The following is a 22515-nucleotide window of genomic DNA, read 5'->3' on the forward strand; positions in this document are numbered from 1 at the left end:
GTAGGAGGAAGTTTGGCATGAAAGATTGGCATAAAAGTGTTGTCTATCAAATTTATCCGAAAAGCTTTAATAGCTTTTATAACACAGAAACTGGTGACATAAAAGGGATCACAGAGAAACTAGATTATTTAAAAGAACTCGGAGTAGATTATATTTGGTTAACGCCGGTATATCAATCACCGCAAAATGATAATGGCTACGATGTGAGTGATTACTATGCGATAGATCCTTCTTATGGAACGATGGAAGAATTTGAAGAACTGTTAACAGAGGCTAAAAAACGCGGGATTGATATTATGCTTGATATTGTTGTAAATCATAGTTCAACGGAGCATAAGTGGTTTAAAGAATCCCGGCAAGATAAAAATAGTCCGTATCGTGATTATTATATTTGGCGTGATGAAAAAAATAATTGGCAATCTAAATTTGGTGGTTCTGCTTGGGAGTATGATGAAGAAACAGGACAATACTACTTGCATTTATTTGATAAAACACAAGCTGATTTAAATTGGGAAAATGAATTTCTTCGTCAAGAAGTATATGACATGATGCGCTTTTGGCTCGATAAAGGGGTAACAGGATTTCGACTCGATGTGATTAACTTAATTTCAAAAGATCAGCGTTTTTTAGATGATGAAGGAAGCTTAGCTACAAGTGATGGACGTAAATATTATACAGATGGACCACGTGTTCATGAATATTTACAAGAGATGAATCAAAATGTCTTTGAAGGAAAAGATGTAATTACAGTTGGAGAAATGTCATCTACAACAATTGATAATTGTATTAAGTATTCGAATCCAAAGCGTAAGGAATTAAGTATGACATTTAGTTTCCATCATTTAAAAGTAGACTATCCAAATGGAGATAAGTGGACGAAAGCTGATTTTGATTTTATAAAATTAAAAGAAATCATGTCAAATTGGCAAATTGAGATGCAAGAGGGCGGGGGCTGGAATGCTTTATTCTGGTGCAATCATGATCAGCCACGCATTGTTTCTCGTTTTGGTGATGATAAACAGTACCGAAATGAATCTGCTAAAATGCTAGCAACATCGTTGCATATGTTACAAGGTACACCTTACATTTATCAAGGTGAAGAAATCGGGATGACGAATCCAAAATTTGACGGTATTGAGCTATATCGGGATGTAGAATCTTTAAATATTTATAAAATGAAGCAAGGAGAAGGGATGTCAAACGAAGAAATCATTGGTATCCTACAGCAGAAATCTCGTGATAATTCGCGTACTCCTATGCAGTGGAATGCAGAAGAGAATGCTGGTTTTACAACAAGCACACCTTGGATATCAGCTGCAGATAATTATAAAAATATTAATGTGGAACAAGCATTACAAGATAAAGGATCTGTGTTTTATCACTATAAAATGCTAATTGATCTTAGAAAGAAATATGATGTAATTACAGAAGGGAAATATGAAGTTATAGATATGAATCATCCGAATATTTGGGTGTATACTCGTACATTGGATAATGAAGTGTTACTTGTTTTAAGCAATTTTTATGGGGAAACAATCACATATTCTGTACCAGATGAGGTTCAGGTAAATGGCATGAAGCAAGAAATATTGTTATCAAATTATGAGGATTCAGATAGAGATATTAGAAATCTTGTATTGAAGCCGTATGAATCCATTGTGTATCGATTTACTAATTAATTGGAATAAGAGGTTGTATGCTGTGGGTATATAACCTCTTATTAATTTAAAACACCGCTATATAACATCTTTACTTCTACTTCAGGAGTAAACTTTACTTTTGGGTAATCTTTCTTCCAGTTCTTTTTCTTCCACAAATCCGGGTGATAAGCAATCAGATGTCTCCCAACACCAAAAGCATCGCAATTCGCTTTTTGAAGAGTTTTAATAATTTTCTTTGATTCTTTTGTAAGTTGCTGGGATAATTGCTTGTTTAATTTTTTCCGTTCTTTTGCTTTATGTAACTGATCTTTCGGATATTCGACGACAATGACCCGTAAATGAAGTTTGATGTTTACATGAACATCTCCGCTTTTGTCGGTTGTTATTTTTAAGTTTCTTCTTACTTTTCGATTACTTACTTCAACGGTCACATAATCAGATGGTTTGGCTGAATCTTCTCCTGATAATTTCTGGGTTATACGACCGCTTGGGCCCATTTTCTCGGATAGCGATACGAAGAGCGCTGACTGTTCAGGAGGTAAAAGACCTGTTAATCGATCATTGTGAAATAACGCTATTCCATTTGTTATAATTTCTTTTCCTTTAATTTTTATGGAAGGAAGTGTAAAGTCTTCACCAGGGTCTACCATTTTTCGGAATACGGTTTCTAAGGTTTCTTTCGGGAAAACACTCATGTCTTCTAAACTTTGTACTTTTTTCTTTAAAAACTCACCTATTAACAAATTCCCTATCTTTTTTTCTCAAGAATTTTAGAGGCACTTCCATCTACTGAAATGAGTTTTACAAGTGCAGTTGGATTACCTGGATCACGGAAACTGACATCTAGGTGTGGAAATATCCCCTTTTTTTCAAGCGGTTTTCCCATTAACTGTACTCCATATTTGAAATAACGAATATTTCCTGTTACGTCTTTTCTTAGCGAATCACTCGTATCTCGCGCTGTATGACCAGTCGCCGAGTGAATTTCATTTATAACAGAGGACTGTTCTCCGCCAGAACTTCTTACAAGCTCAACTGTTTGTTTGAGTCGATTTTTATTAGAAAGGTCATAGCCAATACTATAAGCTAAACGAGCATCTCTCAGTGGTTCTTGGTCCCAGCATCCTGAAAGGAGTAGGAGCGAGCATACAATGATACATAGTTTTCTTTTTAGCACGATTCTCCACCTTTCTTATTCCACAGTATGGCGTAAAGTAGAAATAATAGAGGAAGAATGACAATGAAAATATACGTGATATGATCTGTGAAATTCGCAATAACTTCTAGCTCTTCAGGTATGTCAAAAAAACATGCGATGCTAAAAGAAATAAGACCTACAATGGGAACAGCTTTCTGGTGTTTATCTAGTTTGAAAATATGGCCAATTCCGGTTGAAGATGCACAGAAGTAACTGGCAATAGAAACCACAACAGTTGTCATCCACATAGGAATAAAAATTAGGTCAGCGCGGTCTACGATGCCGATGTGAAGAGATCTTAGTAAATATACGACTGGTTCAGGTATCAGTTCAACTTGCTTTGGGCTAAAGACGATAAAACAGATCCATACTGTAAAAGTATAAAATAACGTCACAAATCCATTGGCAATTGAAATTGCTTTTAGCCTTGCTGCCGGACTTCCTTGTACAAATGGATAGGCAATGAGTATAATTTCGAACCCGTACATCACAGTTATCGTTTCTTTAGCTCCCCGAACGATATTCCACCAACCCGCTTCTATAATCGGAAAAATATATGAAAACTCAGCACGGGTAAGACCGAGACCAATTAAAAAAGCTAAAGGAATAATAAGGATCGATGCCATAACGTAAAATCGTACAATGACTTTGAATGTATTGTAGGCTAAAAATGAACAAGCGACCGTAAATAAAATGAGAATGGCAGATCAAGGAGTTTCTTGCTTTGAATTTAGAGATAAAATTACAAGCGAATTACATCTATACTAGATTAACGATATTAATATATATCTTTTGGACTATGGAGAGTAAGTCCAATGGTATTTATAATTACATCATTTGATGAATAGAAAATTTAAGAAGGTAGATTTATACTAATATTGTGTCTTGCCTGTTTAGGCGTAGTACACAGCCGGTGATTGGCTAGTGGAAGTTCTTCCATTTTGCCAGTGCCGGTTTTTTGTTGGATAATAGAGAAAATATATTTTTATAAAGAAAGAAGGGACTGTTTTGAAAGATGTAGATTCTATTTCTATGAGAGAAAAAGTTGCTAGTTTTTATCTTTATTTCATTTCTTTTCTTGGTTTGATTACTATAACTATATCTTTACTTGAAATTAAAATCCCTTCTCATCCAACAATACTAATATTGTTATTAATATTTATGGGGATTGCAGAGTATTTTCCTGTACGATTTTGGAGAGGAACTAGCTCGCTTACCTTTCCGGTTATTTACGCTATGAGTTGGCAGTTTGGAATACATATAACTATTATCGCTATTGTATTTGTTACGTTAATTATTCATCTGCTTCGTCGTTCGCCAATACAAAGAATGCTATTTAATAGTACCCAGCATGCTCTTAGTTTGATCTTGGCAGAATGGTTTTCCAACCAATGTATGTCTTTATTGATTAGCAGAATGGACATGTCAGTTCTGTATGAGAAATTAATATTTTTGTTATTGTTTTGTCTGCTTTTTTGTTTTTTCAACAACCGTTTTTACGATTTGTTAATGGTACTTCTTCCTCAGCCGTATTCGATACATCAATGGTATAAAAAATCTATAACGGTATTTCTTTGTGAAACTTTTGGTTTATTTTACGCTGCTCTTATGCATATCTTAGTTAGTAAATATGGTGTGGAGATAAACGAGATTACAGTGTTGTTTTTCTTTTTTCCACTTGTAGCAATTTCAGTTATCAGCTCTTTTTCTGTGCGAATAAGGATGGAGAAGGAACGATTATACGAACTGTTTCTTATTACAACAGAAATAAGTCGTGGACTAACTGGAGGAAACTTGAAGCACATAAAACAAGCACTTAAAGGTTTTTTGGGAATACAAGCATATGTAATATGGACAAAAGATGATGGGGATTGGAATCTTCTATTAAAAGATGGGGAAGTGCATTCTGATGTTTCTGATCATTCTGATATATATGAGGCGTTTGAGGCAATCTCTAAAAATCTTGTTTTTAATGATTGGAAAACTGGTATGGCTCCTGGAGATGAAGTATTTGATAATGTCATACGCTCACTTGTATATTTTCCTCTTATTATAAATAATGAATTAGTTGGAATGTTTGTTGCAGGAAAAAGTAGAAATGCGGGTTTTTTTCCAGAAGATGTACAGTCCTTAGCTACATTTTCTAACCAATTAGCTAACGTAGTTAAAACAAGGATACTAATTTCTGAACAGGAAAAAAGAATGATTTTAGAAGAAAGAAATCGAATTGCACGCGAAATTCACGATGGTATCGCACAAGCGTTGGCTGGGGTAATATTCCAACTAGAATCAGCTCAGAAAAAATACGGTGATAAACCTATAGATATGCAACAAGTAGTGGAAAGCAGTATAAGGAAATTAAGGGGAAGTTTAGGAGAAGTTCGCTATTCTATTTATGCTTTAAAGCCATATCCAACACAACAATTAGGACTTAAGCAAGCGATAGCAAGTAAGATAAAATCTTTAAAACAAGAATACGAACTAGACATTAGATACCATGAAAGAGGTCATTCTCGTACAATCAGTTTTTCTAAAGAAAGAGTTATTTTTGATACATTTCAAGAGAGTTTGCAGAACATTGTTAAACATGCACATGCAGAAACAGTTGATGTTTTGTTAAGTTATCAGCGTGAACACGTACTTTTAAAGGTGAAGGATAATGGAATTGGTTTTTCGCTATTTGAGTCTATGGTTAAAACGAAGTCCGATCCACATTATGGTATATTACATATGAATGAACAAGCTGAACAGCTAGGGGCTACTTTACAGATTGATAGTTCTGTAGGGAAGGGGACAGAAATTACATTGTTAATTCCAGATTCACAAACAAGGGGTGCGTAAAATGATTAAAATATTAGTAGTGGATGATCATGCTTTTTTAAGAGACGCAATTCGTAGCATACTAGAGGTTGAATCTGACATAAGAGTAGTTGGAGAAGCTGTCTCTGGGGATGAAGTATTGGAAAAAGTCGAGGAATGCGAGCCAGATTGTATTCTGATGGATATTAATCTTCCTGGGAAAAATGGAGTTGAAGCTACGGCATTAGTGAAAAAACAGTATCCGACTTGCCGAGTGCTTGCTTTTACTATGTATGAGCATGATGAGTATTTAATGGATGCGCTCCAGGCGGGTGCTGATGGCTATTTGTTGAAAGATTCATCATCGGAGCAAGTAGTGGCAGCAATTCGAATGTTATATCAAGGCGATTCAGTTATTCATCCGCGCATGACGAAGAAATTAATTACGTATCATCAGCAACAAATGAAATCAGAATTAAACGAAAATGAATTGACAGAACGTGAGAAGGAAATTCTCTTTGAATTGGTCAAAGGGTTTAGTAATAAAGAAATCGCTGAGGCTCTATATATTAGTGATAAGACAGTTAAAATTCACATTAATAAAATCTTTAAAAAGTTAAATGTAAAAAGTCGTTCGCAAGCAGTGATTTATGCTGTTCGAAATCAACTGGTTCCGCTGGACTAAATAAGAGATGTTTAAAAGAACTATCGTGTTTCTTTATTCTATATTACAAGGAATAAAGAGCAAGATAGTTCTTTTGTACTATTTAGGCGTAGAATCATTAGAATAAAAATTACTCCTTTTGTTCAATTTTCAGAAAAATTAGAATGTGGAATAATAAAAATAGAATTATAGTTTAATCCTATTAATAATTCATTTTATAAAAATCTGTTATTGAAAATAAATTATGGGGGGCTTTTATAGAAAAAATTAAAGTGAGTGGTCAGCTAGATGAAATGTGGGGATGGTAGCAGTGTTGGATATTCTCAATTATACGAAATAAAGGTTCAAGATTGATAGAATTGCCAATGCTGAACAAGTTTTTGAGAATCAATTCGTTTAGAAAAAATAATTTTGTAATTATAAGGGGATGCCATATGAAGAGAAGAAAATTTGGAAAGATTCTTATTGGAACGTTGACGGTTGGTATGTTATTGTCTCAAGGAATTCCATATAACGTATTGGCAGAAGAGGTAAATACATCTACTTTAACTGGAATTGATGATGCAAATTCTATATTGAAAGGACTTACAAAGGAACAACGTAATGCTTTAAAAACATTAGATACAAAACCGGGTTTTGTTATTTCACCAGGTATCAATACAGCAAGTCCTGATAATGTGAATGTAATTGTAGAGTTCAAGCAAGCTCCTGCTAAAATTGAGGTGCTAAAACAAGCCGCTAAAGGGAAAAAGCTAGCTCTTTCCACTGCAGAACAAAAGGTGGAAGCATCTCATAAAGGATTTAAATCTGAGCTTGAACAGCTTCGAAAAAAGAAAGATAAAGGGGAAAATTTCAAATCTGCCAAAATAACAAGAGAATATAAGAATGCTTTTAATGGTGTGGCAATGTCCTTACCTGGGAATATGATTGAAGACTTAGTTCGCACTGGTATTGTTAAGCGCGTATGGGAAGATCAGGAGGTCAAAATTGATTTGCCGAAAGAAACAGCTAAGGCTGCTGCCGAGCCAAAAATGGCAGATAGTGTACCACAAATCGGTGTGGACAAGCTTCATGATGAAAAAATAACAGGTAAAGGAATTAAGGTGGGGGTACTGGATACAGGTATCGATTATAACCACCCTGATTTAAAAGATGCATATAAAGGATATCGTGCAACACAAGGGGAAGATCCAAAAAAAGTAGATCCAAACGCTGTAAAAGGATGGGACTTCGTTAATAACGATGCTGATCCAATGGAAACAACATATAAAGACTGGCAAAATTCTGGAGGTTATCCTGAGATTTATGATGGAAATGCATATTATACATCTCATGGTACTCATGTAGCTGGAACCATTGCTGCAGACCAAAAAAATAACGTAGATTATGCAGTTAAGGGAGTTGCCCCTGATGTAGATTTATATTCATATCGTGTATTAGGACCATATGGAAGTGGACAAGTAAATGGTATTCTTGCTGCGATTGATAAAGCTGTGAAAGACGATATGGATGTTATCAATTTATCACTAGGGGCGTCTATTAATGATCCTTTATATCCGACTTCTGTGGCAGTGAACAACGCCATGTTAGCTGGTGTTGTCACAGTTGTAGCGGCAGGAAATAGCGGTCCAGAAGAGGGGACTCTTGGATCACCTAGCGCGGCGGCACTTCCGATTACAGTTGGAGCAAGTGACGCTGCGATGAGCATTCTAACGTTTTCGGCTGATGCGAGTGATTTACATGTGGATAAGATGATGCTACTTGGAAAAAGCTTTACTGATAAGCTTGAGGATTTAAAAGGGCAATCCTTATCTGTTGTATATACAGGTCTTGGAAAATCAGATGATTTTACGGGGAAAGATGTAAAAGGGAAGCTAGCGCTCATCCAGCGTGGTGAGATTACATTTGATGAAAAAATTAAAAATGCTAAGGAAGCAGGCGCGAAAGCTGTGATTGTGTACAACAATGTAGATGGTGAAATTACAAGTTATCTTGGAGAAAGTACTTCATCTATTCCATCTTTCCGCTTAACAAAAGTAGATGGTGAGAAATTACAAGCAAAAGCTGTACAAGGAGATTTATCTTTAGCGTTTGGAGAACTGAGTAACACAAAAACAGAGGGAGATCACTTAGCTGATTTCAGTTCTCGCGGTCCTGCAAGTAAAACAGATGACATTAAACCAGATATTGTAGCGCCAGGTGTGTCTATTTTCTCTACTGTTCCTGAATATATTAATGATCCAAAGGATGGCGATAATTATCTGGTAGCGTATGGAAGAATGTCGGGTACATCTATGGCAACTCCTCATACTGCGGGGGTAGCAGCATTAATTTTACAAGAACATCCAAACTATAGTCCGTTTGAAGTAAAAGAAGCACTTATGAATACAGCAGTTGATTTAAAAGAAGAGCGTTCTGTATTTGAAGTAGGATCAGGAAGAATTGATGCGTATCGTGCAGTTCATACAGATACAGCGATTGAAGTTATCGATAAAACAACAAACGTGGTAAATGATGAAGAAGTAGAAATTGAAGAAAAAACTGGTTCTATTGCATTCGGTTATAAAACGCAATTAGCAAATGGACCAATTAAAGATAATCGAAAAGTTCTCATTAAAAACAATAGTAAAACAGAAGGAAAAGAGTTCAAATTAGAAGTAGAGTTTTCGCCAACAAATGTAGGAGTGAAAGATGCAGCAAAGAATGGTGTGAAATTAAATGTACAAGATTCTATTAAAGTAGCTCCTGGTGCATCTGGGGAAATTAACCCTGAAATTATTATTCCAGAAAACGCAGAATTTGGTAGATATGAAGGGTACATTCATATTTCAAATAAAAACAATGACAAAGAAACATATCAAGTGCCATTCGCAGTTAAATTCACGGAAAAAGGAATTGCATCTGTAGATTTGCTTAGAGATGCAATGGCGACAGATGCATCTAACTTCCACCCATTTATGGAAAGACCGAGTTCACCGTTGACATTTAAATTAAATAGTCCACTTGAAACCATTGATGCAGTTGTGAAGGATCGAAAAACAGGAAAGGCATTAGGAATTGTTGGTACACTTAACGCTAGCAGTCTAACACCGAATACTGAATATATCATGTTCGATGGTATGGGAGGATATGTGTTCCCATTTACAGGAGATCCGAATTATCCAATTGGAGACAAGCGGGTTATGTTGCCTGATGGAGATTACCAACTGGACTTCGTTGGATACGACAAAGAAGGAAAACCTTATACAAAAGGTGATAGCGTAATTATTGATAATGTTAAACCTGAAGTGAAATTTGCTGATGTACAACCTGGGGTTCATGAGGTAAATGAATCTATGTTCAAAGAAGAAGATAGTCAGCGTGCATTATGGGTCCATGGTAATATTTATGATTCTACGGTGGATGCATTAAAGGCAAAAGGCCTTCAGTATGACCAAAAGGCTAATGAAATTGTATATTACCAAAACTCTGCTTTTCCGTCAGGTTGGTTGAATACAATTCAAGCCAATGGTGATTTTAAATTTGGAGTACTTCCAGAGGAAATCAATGAACCGCTTAATTTAAGGTTATTTGGATATGACCTCGCAACTGCAGCGAATATGGCGAATGGATTTAAAGATTATGTCTTTGTCAAAGAAGGGACAGAATACGCCGTTCCAAGCTATGACAAAGATAAAATAAAATTAGGAGAAAAAATTACGTTAACTTTAAATCTCAATAATGTGAAACAACTTATGTCAGGTACATTTGAGATTCCTTATAGTAAACAGCTATTTAAATTTACAGATGTTAAGCCCAACCCAACGCTTACGGAATATGCAAAACAACATGGATTAAATATCAAGTTAGAAGATTCGGCGATAAATGAAGAAGGCGCTTGGGAAAATAAAGTAAAAGTTGGCGCGTCTTTAGACGGAGCTGAATTTAAGGGATTAGATGGAGATACACCATTTTTAGATGTTACATTTGAGATGACGAGCGATGAATATTTTAATGATTTAACTGTATTTGGAGTAGATAAATTCTCTTATACAAAAGCTGGTACATCAGAAGGTGCTGAGATTCCTGTGTTTAAAGATAAATCCTTTTCTATTGTTTCGAAACATTCAACGGTTACAGGATATATTGGACCAGAAGCATTCTTGACTGAAGAGGGGTATTTAGGTAAGAACGACTACACAAAACTGGGAGCAAAAGTGTACGTGGTTGGCAAGGATGGAAAGAAATACACAGGAAAGATTGATGATAACGGCCAATTTGAAATTCACAATGTTCCTGTGAGCGATAAAGAATACGATATTTTTGTAGAAATGCCGGGTCATTTAAATAGTAAATTAACAACAAAAATAGGTAAAATGCAGGACGGGGAATTAGTAGGTCAATATTTTAGAGCTAATATGGATGATAACCTTGCTGGTGATGTGAACGGCGATAAAATGGTAGATATTCAAGATGCTAGAATCGCAGCTCTATCATATGAAAAAGGAAAAGTGGCTGTCAAAGATGGTGACATCAATCAAGACGGTGTTGTGAATGAAACAGATATTCGCTTTATCGAGAAGAACTTCTTGAAAAAAGGTCCAGATGCTAAAGAGAATCAGAAACCAAAAGAAAATGTGGGACCAGTGACGTTAGAGAAAATTTTGCGTTCGATTGGATTAGAACCGAAAAAATAAGTAGGTATAATTTTGGAGTACAGTATGCTATTAAACAACTACTATAAAATCAATTAGGGACGTGCATCCATAATTAATGAGGACCGGTAATGCTTCATTGTAACATTACCGTTTTTTCTTAAAGTAGTTCTATAGTGAAATGTATTTTGATACTTGAATTTCCACATTAAGTAATTAAAATTGGTTAGTTTTCAACGTGGGACAAGTTACTAGCTTGATTATTATTTTTCGTGGAATTAATACGTTATCTATAATTTGAATTTTTAAAATAGGGGGATTGTTGAAATGGGTCTTAAGAAAAGGCTTGGTATGGGTGCTATGACTGCGGTTCTTGGTTTATCTTTAATTGGGGGAGGAACGTATGCGTATTTCAGTGATAAAGAAGTATCAAATAACACGTTTGCAGCTGGTACTTTAGATTTGAGCGTTGATCCTAAAGTTGTTATCAATGTCGATAACATTAAGCCGGGTGATGAAATGGAGCGAGGTTTTCAGCTAGTTAACAAAGGTACATTAGCGATAGGAAATGTGAAGCTTCTTACTGATTACACTGTAACCGATGCTAAAGGAGATAATGGAAGCTTGGATTTCGGTGATCACATCCGCGTTGATTTCTTGTGGAACTTAGATAAAAATACATTACCTATATGGTCTACTACATTGTCTGAATTGAAGGAAGCTACACAAAATGGAAGTATTCTTGATCTTGTACAAAAAGGTGTTGTAGATCGAGAAGGAAACGGACTTGCTCCTGGTGATGATGATACTTTCTATGTAATGTTCACATTTGTCGATAACGGTGAAGATCAAAATGTGTTTCAAGGAGATGCATTGAATTTGAACTGGACTTTCAACTCAATGCAGACAGAAGGTGAGGATAAGTAAATATAAAGATTACTGTTCTTATACAAGAATAGGTTGATAGAGCGATATCTTTAGTTGTGATGTAAACACTTTTGGGTAATTTCTTCTAAATATTGTGCAGATTGGTTTGATAAATCAATCTGTTTTTTTTATTGTCAGATTTTTTTGTGGATAGGATTTATACCTTTTACTTACATTCGTAGCAGTACTTTTCACGTTTATGGCGAATTAAATAAGGGATACATAAAGGAGGGATTATATATGGAAATAGCTGTAGAACGAGTTTTTACCAATGAAATTTTGGAAGAAGCAGCAAATTTATTTAATGTTAAAGCGGAAGAAACTCCGCTTGGAGATTTTGAAAACTATATTTTTCGTGCAGAAGATGAAAAGGGCGCATCTTACGTATTAAGATTAACGCACTCTTCTCATCGGTCTGAAAAACAAGTAGAAGCAGAATTAGACTTTTTACAGTATCTTGGAGAGCATGGAGCTAAGATTGCAGGGCCATATTATTCAAAATCTAAAAAACTTGTAGAAGGGATACAAGCAGTAGATGGAACTTTCTTTTACGCTTCTCTATTTGCATATGCAAAAGGAGAAAGAGTAAAAGGTGCAACTTCAGTGTATTGGGGAGACAATCTTTTTGAGGCGTGGGGAAAAGCAATTGGTCAACTTCATCGCCTTACAATGGAGTATCCTAAAACAGAATATCGTGAGACATGGGAAATAGATGAGAAGACGATTATTGATGAATTAGAGGATAAACAAGTAAAAAAGATTGCACATGCACTAATTGATAAGATAAAGGTACTTCCAATAGCAAAGGAAACTTTCGGACTTATGCATGGTGATATTCATCAAGGGAATTTTCATTATGATGGGAAAGAGTTGACGATTTTTGATTTTGACGATGCAACTTACAATTATTTTGTTCATGATTTGGCGATGGTGATCTATTATTCTGTACTTACAACAAACTGGACAGAAGAAGAGAAAACAGTGTTTGCTCGTAATCAATTAAAAGTGCTAAGAAAAGGATATGAATCTGAACACCAATTAGAAGAAATTTGGTATGAATCGCTACCGTTGTTTTTAAGACTCCGTGATGTCGGCTTGTATGGTACAATTCAGAAAAAGTTCAAAGGGAAAGAGATGCCAGAGAATTTTCTTGAACTATCCAATGTACTGTATGAGAGAATTATGGGGCAACAGTCGATTGTGAATATATAATACAGTTGTAAGAGAACAAAGTATATAAAACAAATATATACTTTGTTTTTTTATACAAAAATATGTTTGTTTTATTAAAATAATATTGTCATAGACTAAAGATACATTTATAATTTTTATATATTCTGAATATTCTTTATAAAAAAGGGGGGGAATAGATTGGAGGCTTTCGTAAGCTGGCTAAACACTATTGTATGGAGTCCCGCACTTGTTTATTTATGTTTAGGCGCAGGTTTATATTTTTCCATTCGAACGAGGTTTCTACAAGTTAGACATGTAGGGGAGATGGTGAAACTTACATTTAAAGGAGAAAAGTCAGAGGCTGGTGTTTCTTCATTCCAGGCGCTAGCACTTTCATTATCTGGACGCGTAGGAACAGGAAATATCGCCGGTGTAGCAACCGCTATTGCATTTGGTGGACCAGGAGCTGTGTTTTGGATGTGGGCTGTGGCTTTTTTAGGAGCAGGATCTGCTTATGTAGAGTCGACACTTGCGCAAATATACAAAACGAAGCACCAAGGTCAATTCCGCGGTGGACCAGCTTATTACATTGAAAAAGGATTAGGGATTAAGTGGTATGCGCTTGTGTTTGTTGCGGCGACAATTCTTGCAACTGGGATGCTATTGCCAGGCGTTCAAGCAAATAGTATTGCCGTAAGTTTGGAAACGGCTTTTGGTATTAATACATCTGTATCAGGAGCAGTAATGGTAGTTGTATTAGCTCTTATTATTTTTGGCGGAGTTAAGCGAATTGTTAATGTAGCGCAAGTTGTTGTTCCATTTATGGCGGTTGGATATATTCTTGTCGCTTGCGTGATTGTGTTTATGAATATTGAAAAATTACCAGAAGCATTCATGTTGATTTTGAAAAGTGCATTTGCATTAGAAGCTGCTTTTGGTGGAATTATTGGTTTGGCTATTTCTTGGGGAGTAAAACGTGGTATTTATTCAAATGAAGCTGGGCAAGGGACTGGGCCACATGCTGCCGCTGCTGCAGAGGTATCGCATCCAGCTAAACAAGGTCTTGTGCAGGCATTTTCCGTTTACATTGATACATTATTTGTTTGTTCAGCAACAGCTTTTATGATGATTATTACAGGCATGTATAACGTATTTGATGCAAGCGGAAAAAACTTCATTGTAAATAAACTAAATGGAGCACAGCCAGGACCTGGATATACACAGGCTGCAGTAGAATCTGTATTCCCTGGATTTGGAAGCGGTTTCGTTGCAATTTCTTTATTATTCTTCGCCTTTACAACAATTATGGCGTATTACTACATTGCAGAAACAAATATCGCTTATTTAAACCGTGATAAAGAGCGTCCATGGATGTCATTTGTATTAAAATTTGTTTTTTTAGGTGTTGTATTCTATGGTTGCGTGAAAACAGCGGAGACTGCGTGGGCTCTTGGTGACATCGGCGTAGGAATTATGGCATGGGTAAATATCATTGCAATTTTATTCTTACAAAAGCCAGCGCTACTTGCATTGAAAGATTATGAAAAGCAGAAGAAAGAAGGAAAAGATCCTGTATTTGATCCGCAGGAACTAGGAATTAAAAATGCTGATTTTTGGGAACACGAGTATGGAAAGGATAAAAAAGAAGAAGTGTCATGATGTGAAATGTTTGTAAAGCAATAACGGGCAGTTTATCTGTCTGTTATTGCTCAAATAATGGGAATTTCTATTTGCATGGCCGAATAAAATTTGAAGCAGGGAAGGTTCACTTTATTAAGAATTGAATCAAGTAAAAATATGATAAAAATAGCGAAGAAAGGGGGCGGTGTATTGATTGCCTTTCGTAATGTGAATAAGTTTTATGGTAGTTTTCAAGTCTTGAAAAATATTAATTTAGAAGTGGGAAAAGGAGAAGTAGTTGTAATTGTTGGGCCGTCAGGGTCTGGAAAAAGTACATTGTTACGCTGTATCAATCAATTGGAAACAATAACAGACGGTGAATTATTGGTACAAGAAGTGGAAGTACATAATCCGAAAACAGATATGAATGAGTTACGCCGAAATATTGGAATGGTATTTCAACATTTTTATTTATATCCGCACAAAACTGTACTCCAAAATATTACGCTTGCACCTACAAAGGTAAGTAATGTTTCGAAAGAAGAAGCTGAAAAAACAGCGATGTTTTATTTAGAGAAGGTAGGTATCCCAGAGAAAGCGGGTGTGTACCCACAGCAATTATCTGGAGGGCAACAACAACGGGTAGCAATTGCTAGAGGATTAGCAATGAAACCAGAAATTATGTTATTTGATGAACCAACTTCTGCACTTGATCCAGAAATGATTGGAGAAGTACTTGATGTTATGAAAACCTTAGCGAAGGAAGGAATGACGATGGTTGTCGTAACACATGAGATGGGGTTTGCACGTGAAGTAGCAGATCGTATCATCTTCATGGATGAAGGGAAAATCCTTGAAGATACAAAGCCAGTAGATTTCTTTGCAAACCCACAGCAAGAAAGAGCAAGATTGTTTTTAAGTCGAGTGTTAAATCATTAGGGGAGGGATTTCATTTTGAAAATGAAAAAACTGTTTGGTTTAATTGTGTTTTCGTGTTTATTTACTCTGATCATTGCAGGTTGTGGAAGCAAGAAAGAAGCGTCAAAAGAAGTTTCTAAAGAAACTTCGGGCGGGAAAGTAGTAGAGCAAATTAAAAAGCGTGGGAAATTAGTGGTCGGGGTTAAGAATGATACAAACTTATTTGGATTGAAAGATCCTGCAACAGGAAAGGTAGAAGGATTTGATGTGGATGTAGCAAAAGAGCTTGCGAAAAAAATTCTAGGAGACGAGAGTAAAGTAGAATTAAAAGAAGTAACTTCTAAAACGCGTATTCCAATGTTAAAAAATGGTGATATCGATGCGATTATCGCAACGATGACAATTACAGAAGAGCGTAAAAAAGAAGTCGATTTTTCAGATGTATATTTTAAAGCGGGGCAGTCGTTACTTGTGAAAAAAGGAAGCAAGATTAAGAGTATTGATGATGTGAAAAGCGGTGTGACAGTATTGGCAGTAAAAGGATCAACTTCTACGCAAAATATTCGTAAAAAATCACCAGAGGCAAAGGTGCTAGAATTTGAAAATTACAGTGAAGCATTTACAGCATTAAAAGCAGGAAAAGGGGACGTTCTTACAACAGATAACGCTATTTTATATGGCATGGCAAAACAAGATGCAAATTATCAAGTTGTTGGAAAAATCTTCACAGATGAACCATATGGAATTGCTGCTCAAAAAGGAGCAACAGATTTAACAAAGGCAATTAATGATTTGTTAAAAGAGATGAAAGCTAATGGAGAATACGATAAGTTATATGAAAAATGGATTGGTGAAAAGCCAGAGAAGTAGAGTATAGGAAGAGGGTGAGAGATGCTCATCCTCTTCTTGTAAAGAAAGAGGGGGGGAGCATTTGCCTGATTTTTCTATTCTTACAAACAATCTTGATTTGTATTTAGAAGGGTTCAAATATACAGTGATGTCTAGTATTGTTGCACTGATTGGGAGTTTTATTCTTGGTATTATAATGGCAGTAATGCGAATTGCACCCATTCGAATTTTGAATTGGTTTGGCGCGGCTTATGTAGAATTTATTCGAAATGTTCCACTCGTGTTAATTGCATTTGTATTTTATTTTGCTTTTCCAGTAATGGGTGTTACATTAAATGGTTTTGTTGCTGGTACTGCTGCACTTACGATTTATACCGCTGCTTTTATTGCAGAAGTAATTCGAGCTGGAATCTTGTCAGTTCCGAAAGGGCAGCTTGAAGCAGCCCGCTCTTCAGGTCTAACATATGTGCAAGCGATGTATTATGTTGTTTTACCCCAAGCTATTAAAATAGTAATTCCGCCATTAGGTAATCAATTTCTTAATTTAGTAAAAAACTCTTCTATACTTGGTATTATTGCCGGAGCGGATTTAATGTATCAAGGGGATTTAATTTCAACAAGAACATTTGTTACATTCGATGTATATATATTTGTTGGCATGTTTTATTTACTGTTGACTGTACCGCTCAGTATGCTTGTGCGCTATTTTGAGAAGCGCTTGGCGAAAGGGGCGGTGTAAATGGATTTTCGAGGTGCTTACACAGGTGATCATTTTCTATTTTTATTAAAAGGGCTGCTTGTTACGTTAGAGATAGCTGTTGTAGCCATTTTGCTTAGCTTTATTATTGGTAGTGTAGTTGGAATTTTGCGATATACGAAAATACCAGTTATATCACAGTTACTGGCCTTTATCGTTGAAATCATTCGTAATTTACCGCTGCTTTTAATTATTTTCTTTACGTATTTTGCACTCCCAGAAGCTGGACTGAAATTAGAAATTACAACGGCGGCTATTGTTGCCTTAACGATATTTGAGGCAGCAATGATATCAGAAATTGTGCGAAGTGGGTTATTATCGATTGAAAAAGGACAAATTGAAGCCGCGCGCGCTTCTGGGTTATCATATGTACAAACACTTTGGTATATTATTTTACCGCAAGCATTGAGGCGTATGGTACCACCGCTCGTGAGTCAGTTTATCTCTTTATTAAAAGATACATCACTAGCGGTTGTTATTTCATTACCAGAACTTATGCATAACGCTCAAATTATTAATGGACAAAACGTAAACTATATGATTCCTACCCTTATACTTGTTGCTTGTATGTATTTCGTTGTCAACTACAGTTTATCGCTTGTATCTAGGAAATTGGAAAACCGTTAACTCTTACATGAAATGAGATGTAAGAGTTTTTTGTTTTTTTACATAGTATGGAAATTGTGATTTGCTAGATATTTATTTTTTAGTAGTGGAATTGAAAAAATATGATATTTTATCAGAAAAGTTTTAATTTTATATAGAAATTGTAAACGCTTTCGTGTATATTTTTATTATCAGAAAATTTTAAAAGATATAGAGGGGTATTTGTAGGGGAGGATTAAGATGCAGCAAACAACGAATGAGAAGTTACATCGTACGATGAAGAGTAGACATTTATTTATGATTGCACTTGGAGGGGTAATTGGAACAGGATTTTTCCTTGGATCGGGTTATACCATTAATCAAGCAGGACCAGGAGGAGCAATTCTTTCTTATTTAGTCGGTGGATTTATAATGTATTTAACAATGCTCTGTCTTGGTGAATTAACGGTAGCAATGCCAGTTTCGGGTTCTTTCCAAAAATATGCGACTAAGTTTATTGGACCTGGCACAGGTTTTATGATTGGTTGGTTGTATTGGTTAGGCTGGGCAGTTACAGTTGGCTTAGAGTTAACATCGATTGGTTTAATGATGAAAAGGTGGTTTCCATCCGTTGATGTTTGGGTATGGTGCCTTGTATTTGGTTTAATTTTATACATGTCCAATGCTATCTCAGCAAAAAGTTATGCAGAATTAGAATTTTGGTTCTCTAGTATTAAAGTGCTTACGATTATTGCATTTGTTGTTCTTGGAGGCAGTGCATTATTTGGATTTGTATCTTATGACGGAAAAGAAGCAGCGCCTCTTTTTTCTAACTTTGTGAGCGATGGTGGATTATTCCCGAACGGGCTCGCTGCAGTGCTTCTTACAATGATTACGGTTAACTTTTCATTCCAAGGTACAGAGTTAATCGGGATTGCAGCGGGGGAGAGTGAAGAACCAGAAAAAACAATCCCACGTGCGATTCGTAATACAGTATGGCGCATTATGTTGTTCTTTATTTTAACAATGACAATTTTAGTAGGGTTAATTTCATGGAAAGATGCAGGTGTTATTGAAAGTCCATTCGTTGTTGTATTTGATAAAATCGGTATCCCATATGCAGCGGATATTATGAACTTTGTCATTATTACCGCTTTATTATCTGTAGCAAATTCCGGTTTATATGCAGCAACTCGTATATTATGGTCACTAGCGAATGAAGGAATGGCACCAGCTTCCTTCAAAAAGGTAAATAAACGTGGTATTCCTCTTACAGCATTAGTGGTTACAATTGCGGTAGCAGCATTATCGTTATTAACAAGTATTTTAGCGGAAGATACAGTATATATTTACTTATTATCTATTGCTGGATTATCGGCGGTTGCAAGCTGGATTATCATTGCATTATCGCAGCTTCGTTTTAGAAGTCAATATGTAAAACAAGGCGGGAAAGTGGAAGATTTAAAATATAAAACACCGCTATATCCAATTGTACCAATTCTAGCATTGATTACGAATAGCATTGTTGTCATTAGTTTAGCGTTTATTCCAGAGCAGCGTATGGCGTTATATTGCGGTATTCCATTTATCATTTTCTGCTATGTATATTATTATATAAATAAGAAAAGGCAGCAAATTACGAAAGTGGAGATGGAAAAAAACGCATGAAACTAACAATCAAGCATGATGATATTGAGGTAGAACTTTCTCATGGACAATTACAAATTGGAAAAGAAAGTGGATTTACACCGCTAGAATTACTCGTTTCTTCTATTGCAGGATGTAGCGCTATTGTCTTTCGAACAATTTTAGAAAAGAAGCGTATTTCATACGATGCGTTTACAATTGAAACTGAAATTGGAAGAAGTGAAGCTTTATCAAGACCGGTGGAAAGTATTCATCTGCACTATATAATAAAAGCAGAGAGAATTACGCAGGAGCAGTTAGAAAAGGTTCTAGAACTTGCGGTGAAAAATTGTACGATTGCTCAATCTGTGAAGGATAGTATAAAAATTACGGAAACACTTGAGCTAATTGGTGAATAATTTTTATGAGAGATATGTAAAATCGGAAGAAATCGAGAGTAAGAGCGTATAGATCCTGCCCTCGATTTTTCTTTTGAATTAAATTATATATATACTGAAAAAGGGGGTGGTAATATGAAGTTAGATAATGAATGTTTAGGGTGTAAATTAGCAAATAATGATGAACTTGTATATCAGATATATGAAAATGATTATGTGACTTGTTTTTTAGATCATGCTCCTTTTAATTCAGGGCATACTTTAATCGTTCCAAAGCAGCACTTCCTAGAAGTAGATGAACTTGATACAGATACAGCAAAAGCGATTATGGATGCTTCTAAGCTTATTTCAAAAGCCATCAAGTTATTGTACAAACCGGACGGAATTACAATTTGTCAAAATGGTGGGATCTTTAATGAATTAACTCATTATCATATGCATGTTGTACCAAGGTATAAAAACCAACCATTTGCTGATTTTTATATTGAGCAGTCAATAGATAGGGAAAATAAGATTCATAATTTTTCTGATACGAAACGATTGTTAAAAGAAACGATTAATCAAATGACGGGTATAGAAAAAGCTTAAGAGGAATTTTCTTAAGCTTTTTCTACTATTGGCAAAGAAATAGTAAAGCAAGAACCATGATCTAAGGTACTTTTAACGGTAACCTTTCCGCCATGTAGTTCTACAATTTCTTTGACAATGGCAAGTCCTAATCCAGTTCCGCCAGTAGCGCGTGACCTTGCTTTATCGACGCGATAAAAGCGTTCGAAGATATGTGGGAGATCTTCTTCGGGAATTCCGTCACCTTCATCTTGGATTGCAATTTCAATATGTGATTTATGTGCTGTAGCATAAATCATAATTTGAGAATATTCTGCTGAATGTGCATACGCATTATTTAAAATATTAACGATAACTTGTTCAAATCGTTGTTCATCCAGAACGGTAAAAAGTGAAGAAGAACATGTTAAAGAAACATTGATATGTTTTGCTTCATACATAGTATTCACTTTTGTAACAATGCGAGAAAGAAAGTTGTGTAAGTGTATTTCTGTTGTTTGGATGGAAAAGTTAAGCTGTTCCATTTGCGCAAGTAAGAATAAGTCTTGTACTAAATTTGTAATGTAATCCGCTTCATCTTTTATAATTGATAAATATTTTTGACGTTGCTCATGAGACGTACTGTCTTTCAGCGAGATGTCTGCATAACCTCTTACATAGGTTAACGGTGTTCTTAGTTCGTGGGCCACACTTGCTAAAAACGCACTTCTTTCTTTTTTCATATAATGTAGGTCATTTGCGAGTGTTTGAATAGACTCTGCAAGTTCACCAATTTCATCATTTTGAGTAGTAATTAATGAAACGGACAAATCACCACGACTCATTTTTTCAGTAGCATGCTTCATACGAAGAAGTGGTTGTGTTAACAAGCGTGATAGAAGAAAAATTGTAATAACTGTTAATACAAAGGTAATTGCACCAGCGATAATAAACTGCTTTGTTAGTCCGTCAATCATTTGTTCAATAGAATTTGTTCCAAGAAACATATAAACATACCCTTCGGTCTTTCCATTAATTACAATAGGGCTGACTGTACATATATAATTAGATGTTTTCCAGTGGTTCTCAATGATGGTTCCGTTATGGTTAGCACCTGTTATCATTTTCGTAATATGTTTCTTTATAGTAGAATCTATATCATTAGACTTTGCTAATATCTTTTTGTCGGCATTTGTAATGACAACCTTCGTTGCAGCTTCTGACTCCATTAAGGCAACATGAGAGATGGTTTGCGAATCAAAATATTTTTCAAGCACATCTCGGTGACTATTTCCACGCTTTAATAACGCGGTCATTTCTTCATTTACCCTCGTATTGACAAGGCTGTAATAGAGCGATATAAACAGTAAGCTTTCAATTAATAACGTAACAATTAAAAAATAAAAACCAAGTTGAACAGAAATTCGTTTCATCACATAGCTCCTTGATTTTCAGTATCAATCCATCGATAGCCAATTCCATATACCGTTTTTAAATGTTCATCAATTGGAAAATTTGCTTTTCGTAATTTATCACGTAAATTACGAATATGGGAATCTACTGTGCGATCTTCTGTATTTGTTTCCAGTCCCCAAATCCGTTCAATAAGCTGATCGCGGCTAAGCACGTAGTTTACGTGACGTAAAAATAATCCGAGTAAAGAGAATTCAATGGGGGTAAGAAAAATCTCTTGTCCATGAACAGAAATAAAATGTTTTGCTTCATCCCACAAAATTGTCCTATATTGTATTTGTTCATTTTGATTACTGCGCCGCAGGACAGCTTCAATACGAGCTAACAGTTCCTCTTCATGAAAAGGCTTAGTTATATAGTCGTCAGCTCCAATTTTCAATCCTTGAACAACATCTATCGTTTGATCCCGAGCAGTTACCATAATAATAGGAACACTACTAAATGAACGGATTCTTTTACATGTTTCCCATCCATCTATTTTTGGCATCATAATATCAAGAAGAACGAACTTGAAACTTTTGCTTTCTATATAGGAAATGGCTTCATGTCCTGAAGTTGCACATACACAGTTATATCCTCTGGGAGTCAGATAAAGGGTTAATAATTCTAGCATTCTTGGCTCATCATCTACGAGTAGTATATCAATCATAGAGTATCCTCCGTATTTGTATTCATTATCCCGTAAAA

At 35.6% G+C, this 22515-nt stretch carries 16 protein-coding genes and 2 pseudogenes; 14 read left to right on the top strand and 4 right to left on the bottom strand.

All coding sequences use genetic code 11. From position 1 onward, the window contains the following. Positions 1-17: 17 nt before the first annotated feature. A complete protein-coding gene (gene treC / locus AZF08_RS08090; RefSeq protein ID WP_033675176.1) occupies positions 18-1679 on the top strand; it encodes an alpha,alpha-phosphotrehalase in 1662 nt (553 codons plus the stop codon). 41 nt (positions 1680-1720) lie between these two features. Here the strand turns inward: treC and AZF08_RS08095 are convergent. Next, positions 1721-2841: pseudogene (locus AZF08_RS08095) on the bottom strand (Ger(x)C family spore germination protein). Continuing rightward, positions 2832-3563 (bottom strand): annotated as a pseudogene (locus tag AZF08_RS08100) (GerAB/ArcD/ProY family transporter); the annotation flags it as partial. The pseudogenes AZF08_RS08095 and AZF08_RS08100, both read right to left, overlap by 10 nt. Positions 3564-3867: 304 nt before the next feature. Between AZF08_RS08100 and AZF08_RS08105 the strand changes: the two are divergent. From AZF08_RS08105 to AZF08_RS08165, 13 genes are all read left to right on the top strand, one after another. After that, positions 3868-5700: a GAF domain-containing sensor histidine kinase gene (locus AZF08_RS08105; RefSeq protein ID WP_033675175.1), complete on the top strand. Its 1833-nt coding sequence runs from the start codon at positions 3868-3870 to the stop codon at positions 5698-5700. Between the two features lies 1 nt (position 5701). Further along, positions 5702-6343: a response regulator gene (locus AZF08_RS08110; protein ID WP_033675174.1), complete on the top strand. Its 642-nt coding sequence runs from the start codon at positions 5702-5704 to the stop codon at positions 6341-6343. A gap of 413 nt (positions 6344-6756) precedes the next feature. Continuing rightward, positions 6757-10998, top strand: a complete 4242-nt coding sequence (locus tag AZF08_RS08115) for a S8 family serine peptidase (protein ID WP_033675173.1) — start codon at positions 6757-6759, stop codon at positions 10996-10998. Positions 10999-11283: 285 nt separating this feature from the next. Continuing rightward, positions 11284-11883: a TasA family protein gene (locus AZF08_RS08120; protein WP_033675172.1), complete on the top strand. Its 600-nt coding sequence runs from the start codon at positions 11284-11286 to the stop codon at positions 11881-11883. Positions 11884-12123: 240 nt separating this feature from the next. After that, positions 12124-13095 (top strand): phosphotransferase enzyme family protein, encoded by a 972-nt coding sequence (locus AZF08_RS08125; protein WP_033675171.1) that lies wholly within the window; start codon positions 12124-12126, stop codon positions 13093-13095. 159 nt (positions 13096-13254) lie between these two features. Beyond that, a complete protein-coding gene (locus tag AZF08_RS08130) occupies positions 13255-14715 on the top strand; it encodes an alanine/glycine:cation symporter family protein (protein WP_033675170.1) in 1461 nt (486 codons plus the stop codon). Positions 14716-14886: 171 nt separating this feature from the next. Continuing rightward, the gene (locus tag AZF08_RS08135) at positions 14887-15615 is read left to right on the top strand and encodes an amino acid ABC transporter ATP-binding protein (RefSeq protein WP_033675169.1); all 729 of its coding nucleotides are present in this window, start codon (positions 14887-14889) and stop codon (positions 15613-15615) included. Positions 15616-15627: 12 nt separating this feature from the next. Next, positions 15628-16464 (top strand): glutamate ABC transporter substrate-binding protein, encoded by an 837-nt coding sequence (locus AZF08_RS08140; protein ID WP_033675168.1) that lies wholly within the window; start codon positions 15628-15630, stop codon positions 16462-16464. Between the two features lie 61 nt (positions 16465-16525). Continuing rightward, the gene (locus AZF08_RS08145) at positions 16526-17182 is read left to right on the top strand and encodes an amino acid ABC transporter permease (protein ID WP_033675167.1); all 657 of its coding nucleotides are present in this window, start codon (positions 16526-16528) and stop codon (positions 17180-17182) included. After that, on the top strand, positions 17183-17827 hold the full coding sequence (locus tag AZF08_RS08150; RefSeq protein WP_033675165.1) for an amino acid ABC transporter permease: 645 nt from the start codon (positions 17183-17185) through the stop codon (positions 17825-17827). Positions 17828-18046: 219 nt separating this feature from the next. Beyond that, positions 18047-19453: an amino acid permease gene (locus tag AZF08_RS08155; protein WP_033675163.1), complete on the top strand. Its 1407-nt coding sequence runs from the start codon at positions 18047-18049 to the stop codon at positions 19451-19453. After that, positions 19450-19830 (top strand): OsmC family protein, encoded by a 381-nt coding sequence (locus AZF08_RS08160; protein ID WP_033675162.1) that lies wholly within the window; start codon positions 19450-19452, stop codon positions 19828-19830. Before AZF08_RS08155 ends, AZF08_RS08160 begins: the two co-directional genes overlap by 4 nt. A 114-nt stretch (positions 19831-19944) precedes the next feature. Then, on the top strand, positions 19945-20397 hold the full coding sequence (locus AZF08_RS08165; protein WP_033675160.1) for an HIT family protein: 453 nt from the start codon (positions 19945-19947) through the stop codon (positions 20395-20397). Positions 20398-20408: 11 nt separating this feature from the next. Here the strand turns inward: AZF08_RS08165 and AZF08_RS08170 are convergent, their stop codons facing one another. Both AZF08_RS08170 and AZF08_RS08175 read right to left on the bottom strand, forming a co-directional pair. Further along, complete coding sequence (locus AZF08_RS08170; RefSeq protein ID WP_033675159.1) at positions 20409-21788, bottom strand: sensor histidine kinase; 1380 nt, start codon at positions 21786-21788, stop codon at positions 20409-20411. Beyond that, positions 21788-22477, bottom strand: a complete 690-nt coding sequence (locus tag AZF08_RS08175) for a response regulator transcription factor (protein WP_033675157.1) — start codon at positions 22475-22477, stop codon at positions 21788-21790. The genes AZF08_RS08170 and AZF08_RS08175 overlap by 1 nt, the downstream gene beginning before the upstream one ends. Between the last annotated feature and the right edge of the window lie 38 nt (positions 22478-22515).

This window comes from Bacillus gaemokensis, from assembly GCF_001590835.1.
Taxonomy (GTDB): Bacteria; Bacillota; Bacilli; order Bacillales; family Bacillaceae_G; genus Bacillus_A; species Bacillus_A gaemokensis.

Bases quoted from the DNA above. Each gene is read 5' to 3' on its own strand.
- treC (WP_033675176.1), top strand. From the start codon at position 18: ATGAAAGATTGGCATAAAAGTGTTGTCTATCAAATTTATCCGAAAAGC.
- AZF08_RS08110 (WP_033675174.1), top strand. From the start codon at position 5,702: ATGATTAAAATATTAGTAGTGGATGATCATGCTTTTTTAAGAGACGCA.
- AZF08_RS08115 (WP_033675173.1), top strand. From the start codon at position 6,757: ATGAAGAGAAGAAAATTTGGAAAGATTCTTATTGGAACGTTGACGGTT.
- AZF08_RS08120 (WP_033675172.1), top strand. From the start codon at position 11,284: ATGGGTCTTAAGAAAAGGCTTGGTATGGGTGCTATGACTGCGGTTCTT.
- AZF08_RS08125 (WP_033675171.1), top strand. From the start codon at position 12,124: ATGGAAATAGCTGTAGAACGAGTTTTTACCAATGAAATTTTGGAAGAA.
- AZF08_RS08150 (WP_033675165.1), top strand. From the start codon at position 17,183: ATGGATTTTCGAGGTGCTTACACAGGTGATCATTTTCTATTTTTATTA.
- AZF08_RS08155 (WP_033675163.1), top strand. From the start codon at position 18,047: ATGCAGCAAACAACGAATGAGAAGTTACATCGTACGATGAAGAGTAGA.
- AZF08_RS08160 (WP_033675162.1), top strand. From the start codon at position 19,450: ATGAAACTAACAATCAAGCATGATGATATTGAGGTAGAACTTTCTCAT.
- AZF08_RS08165 (WP_033675160.1), top strand. From the start codon at position 19,945: ATGAAGTTAGATAATGAATGTTTAGGGTGTAAATTAGCAAATAATGAT.
- AZF08_RS08170 (WP_033675159.1), bottom strand. From the start codon at position 21,788: ATGAAACGAATTTCTGTTCAACTTGGTTTTTATTTTTTAATTGTTACG.
- AZF08_RS08175 (WP_033675157.1), bottom strand. From the start codon at position 22,477: ATGATTGATATACTACTCGTAGATGATGAGCCAAGAATGCTAGAATTA.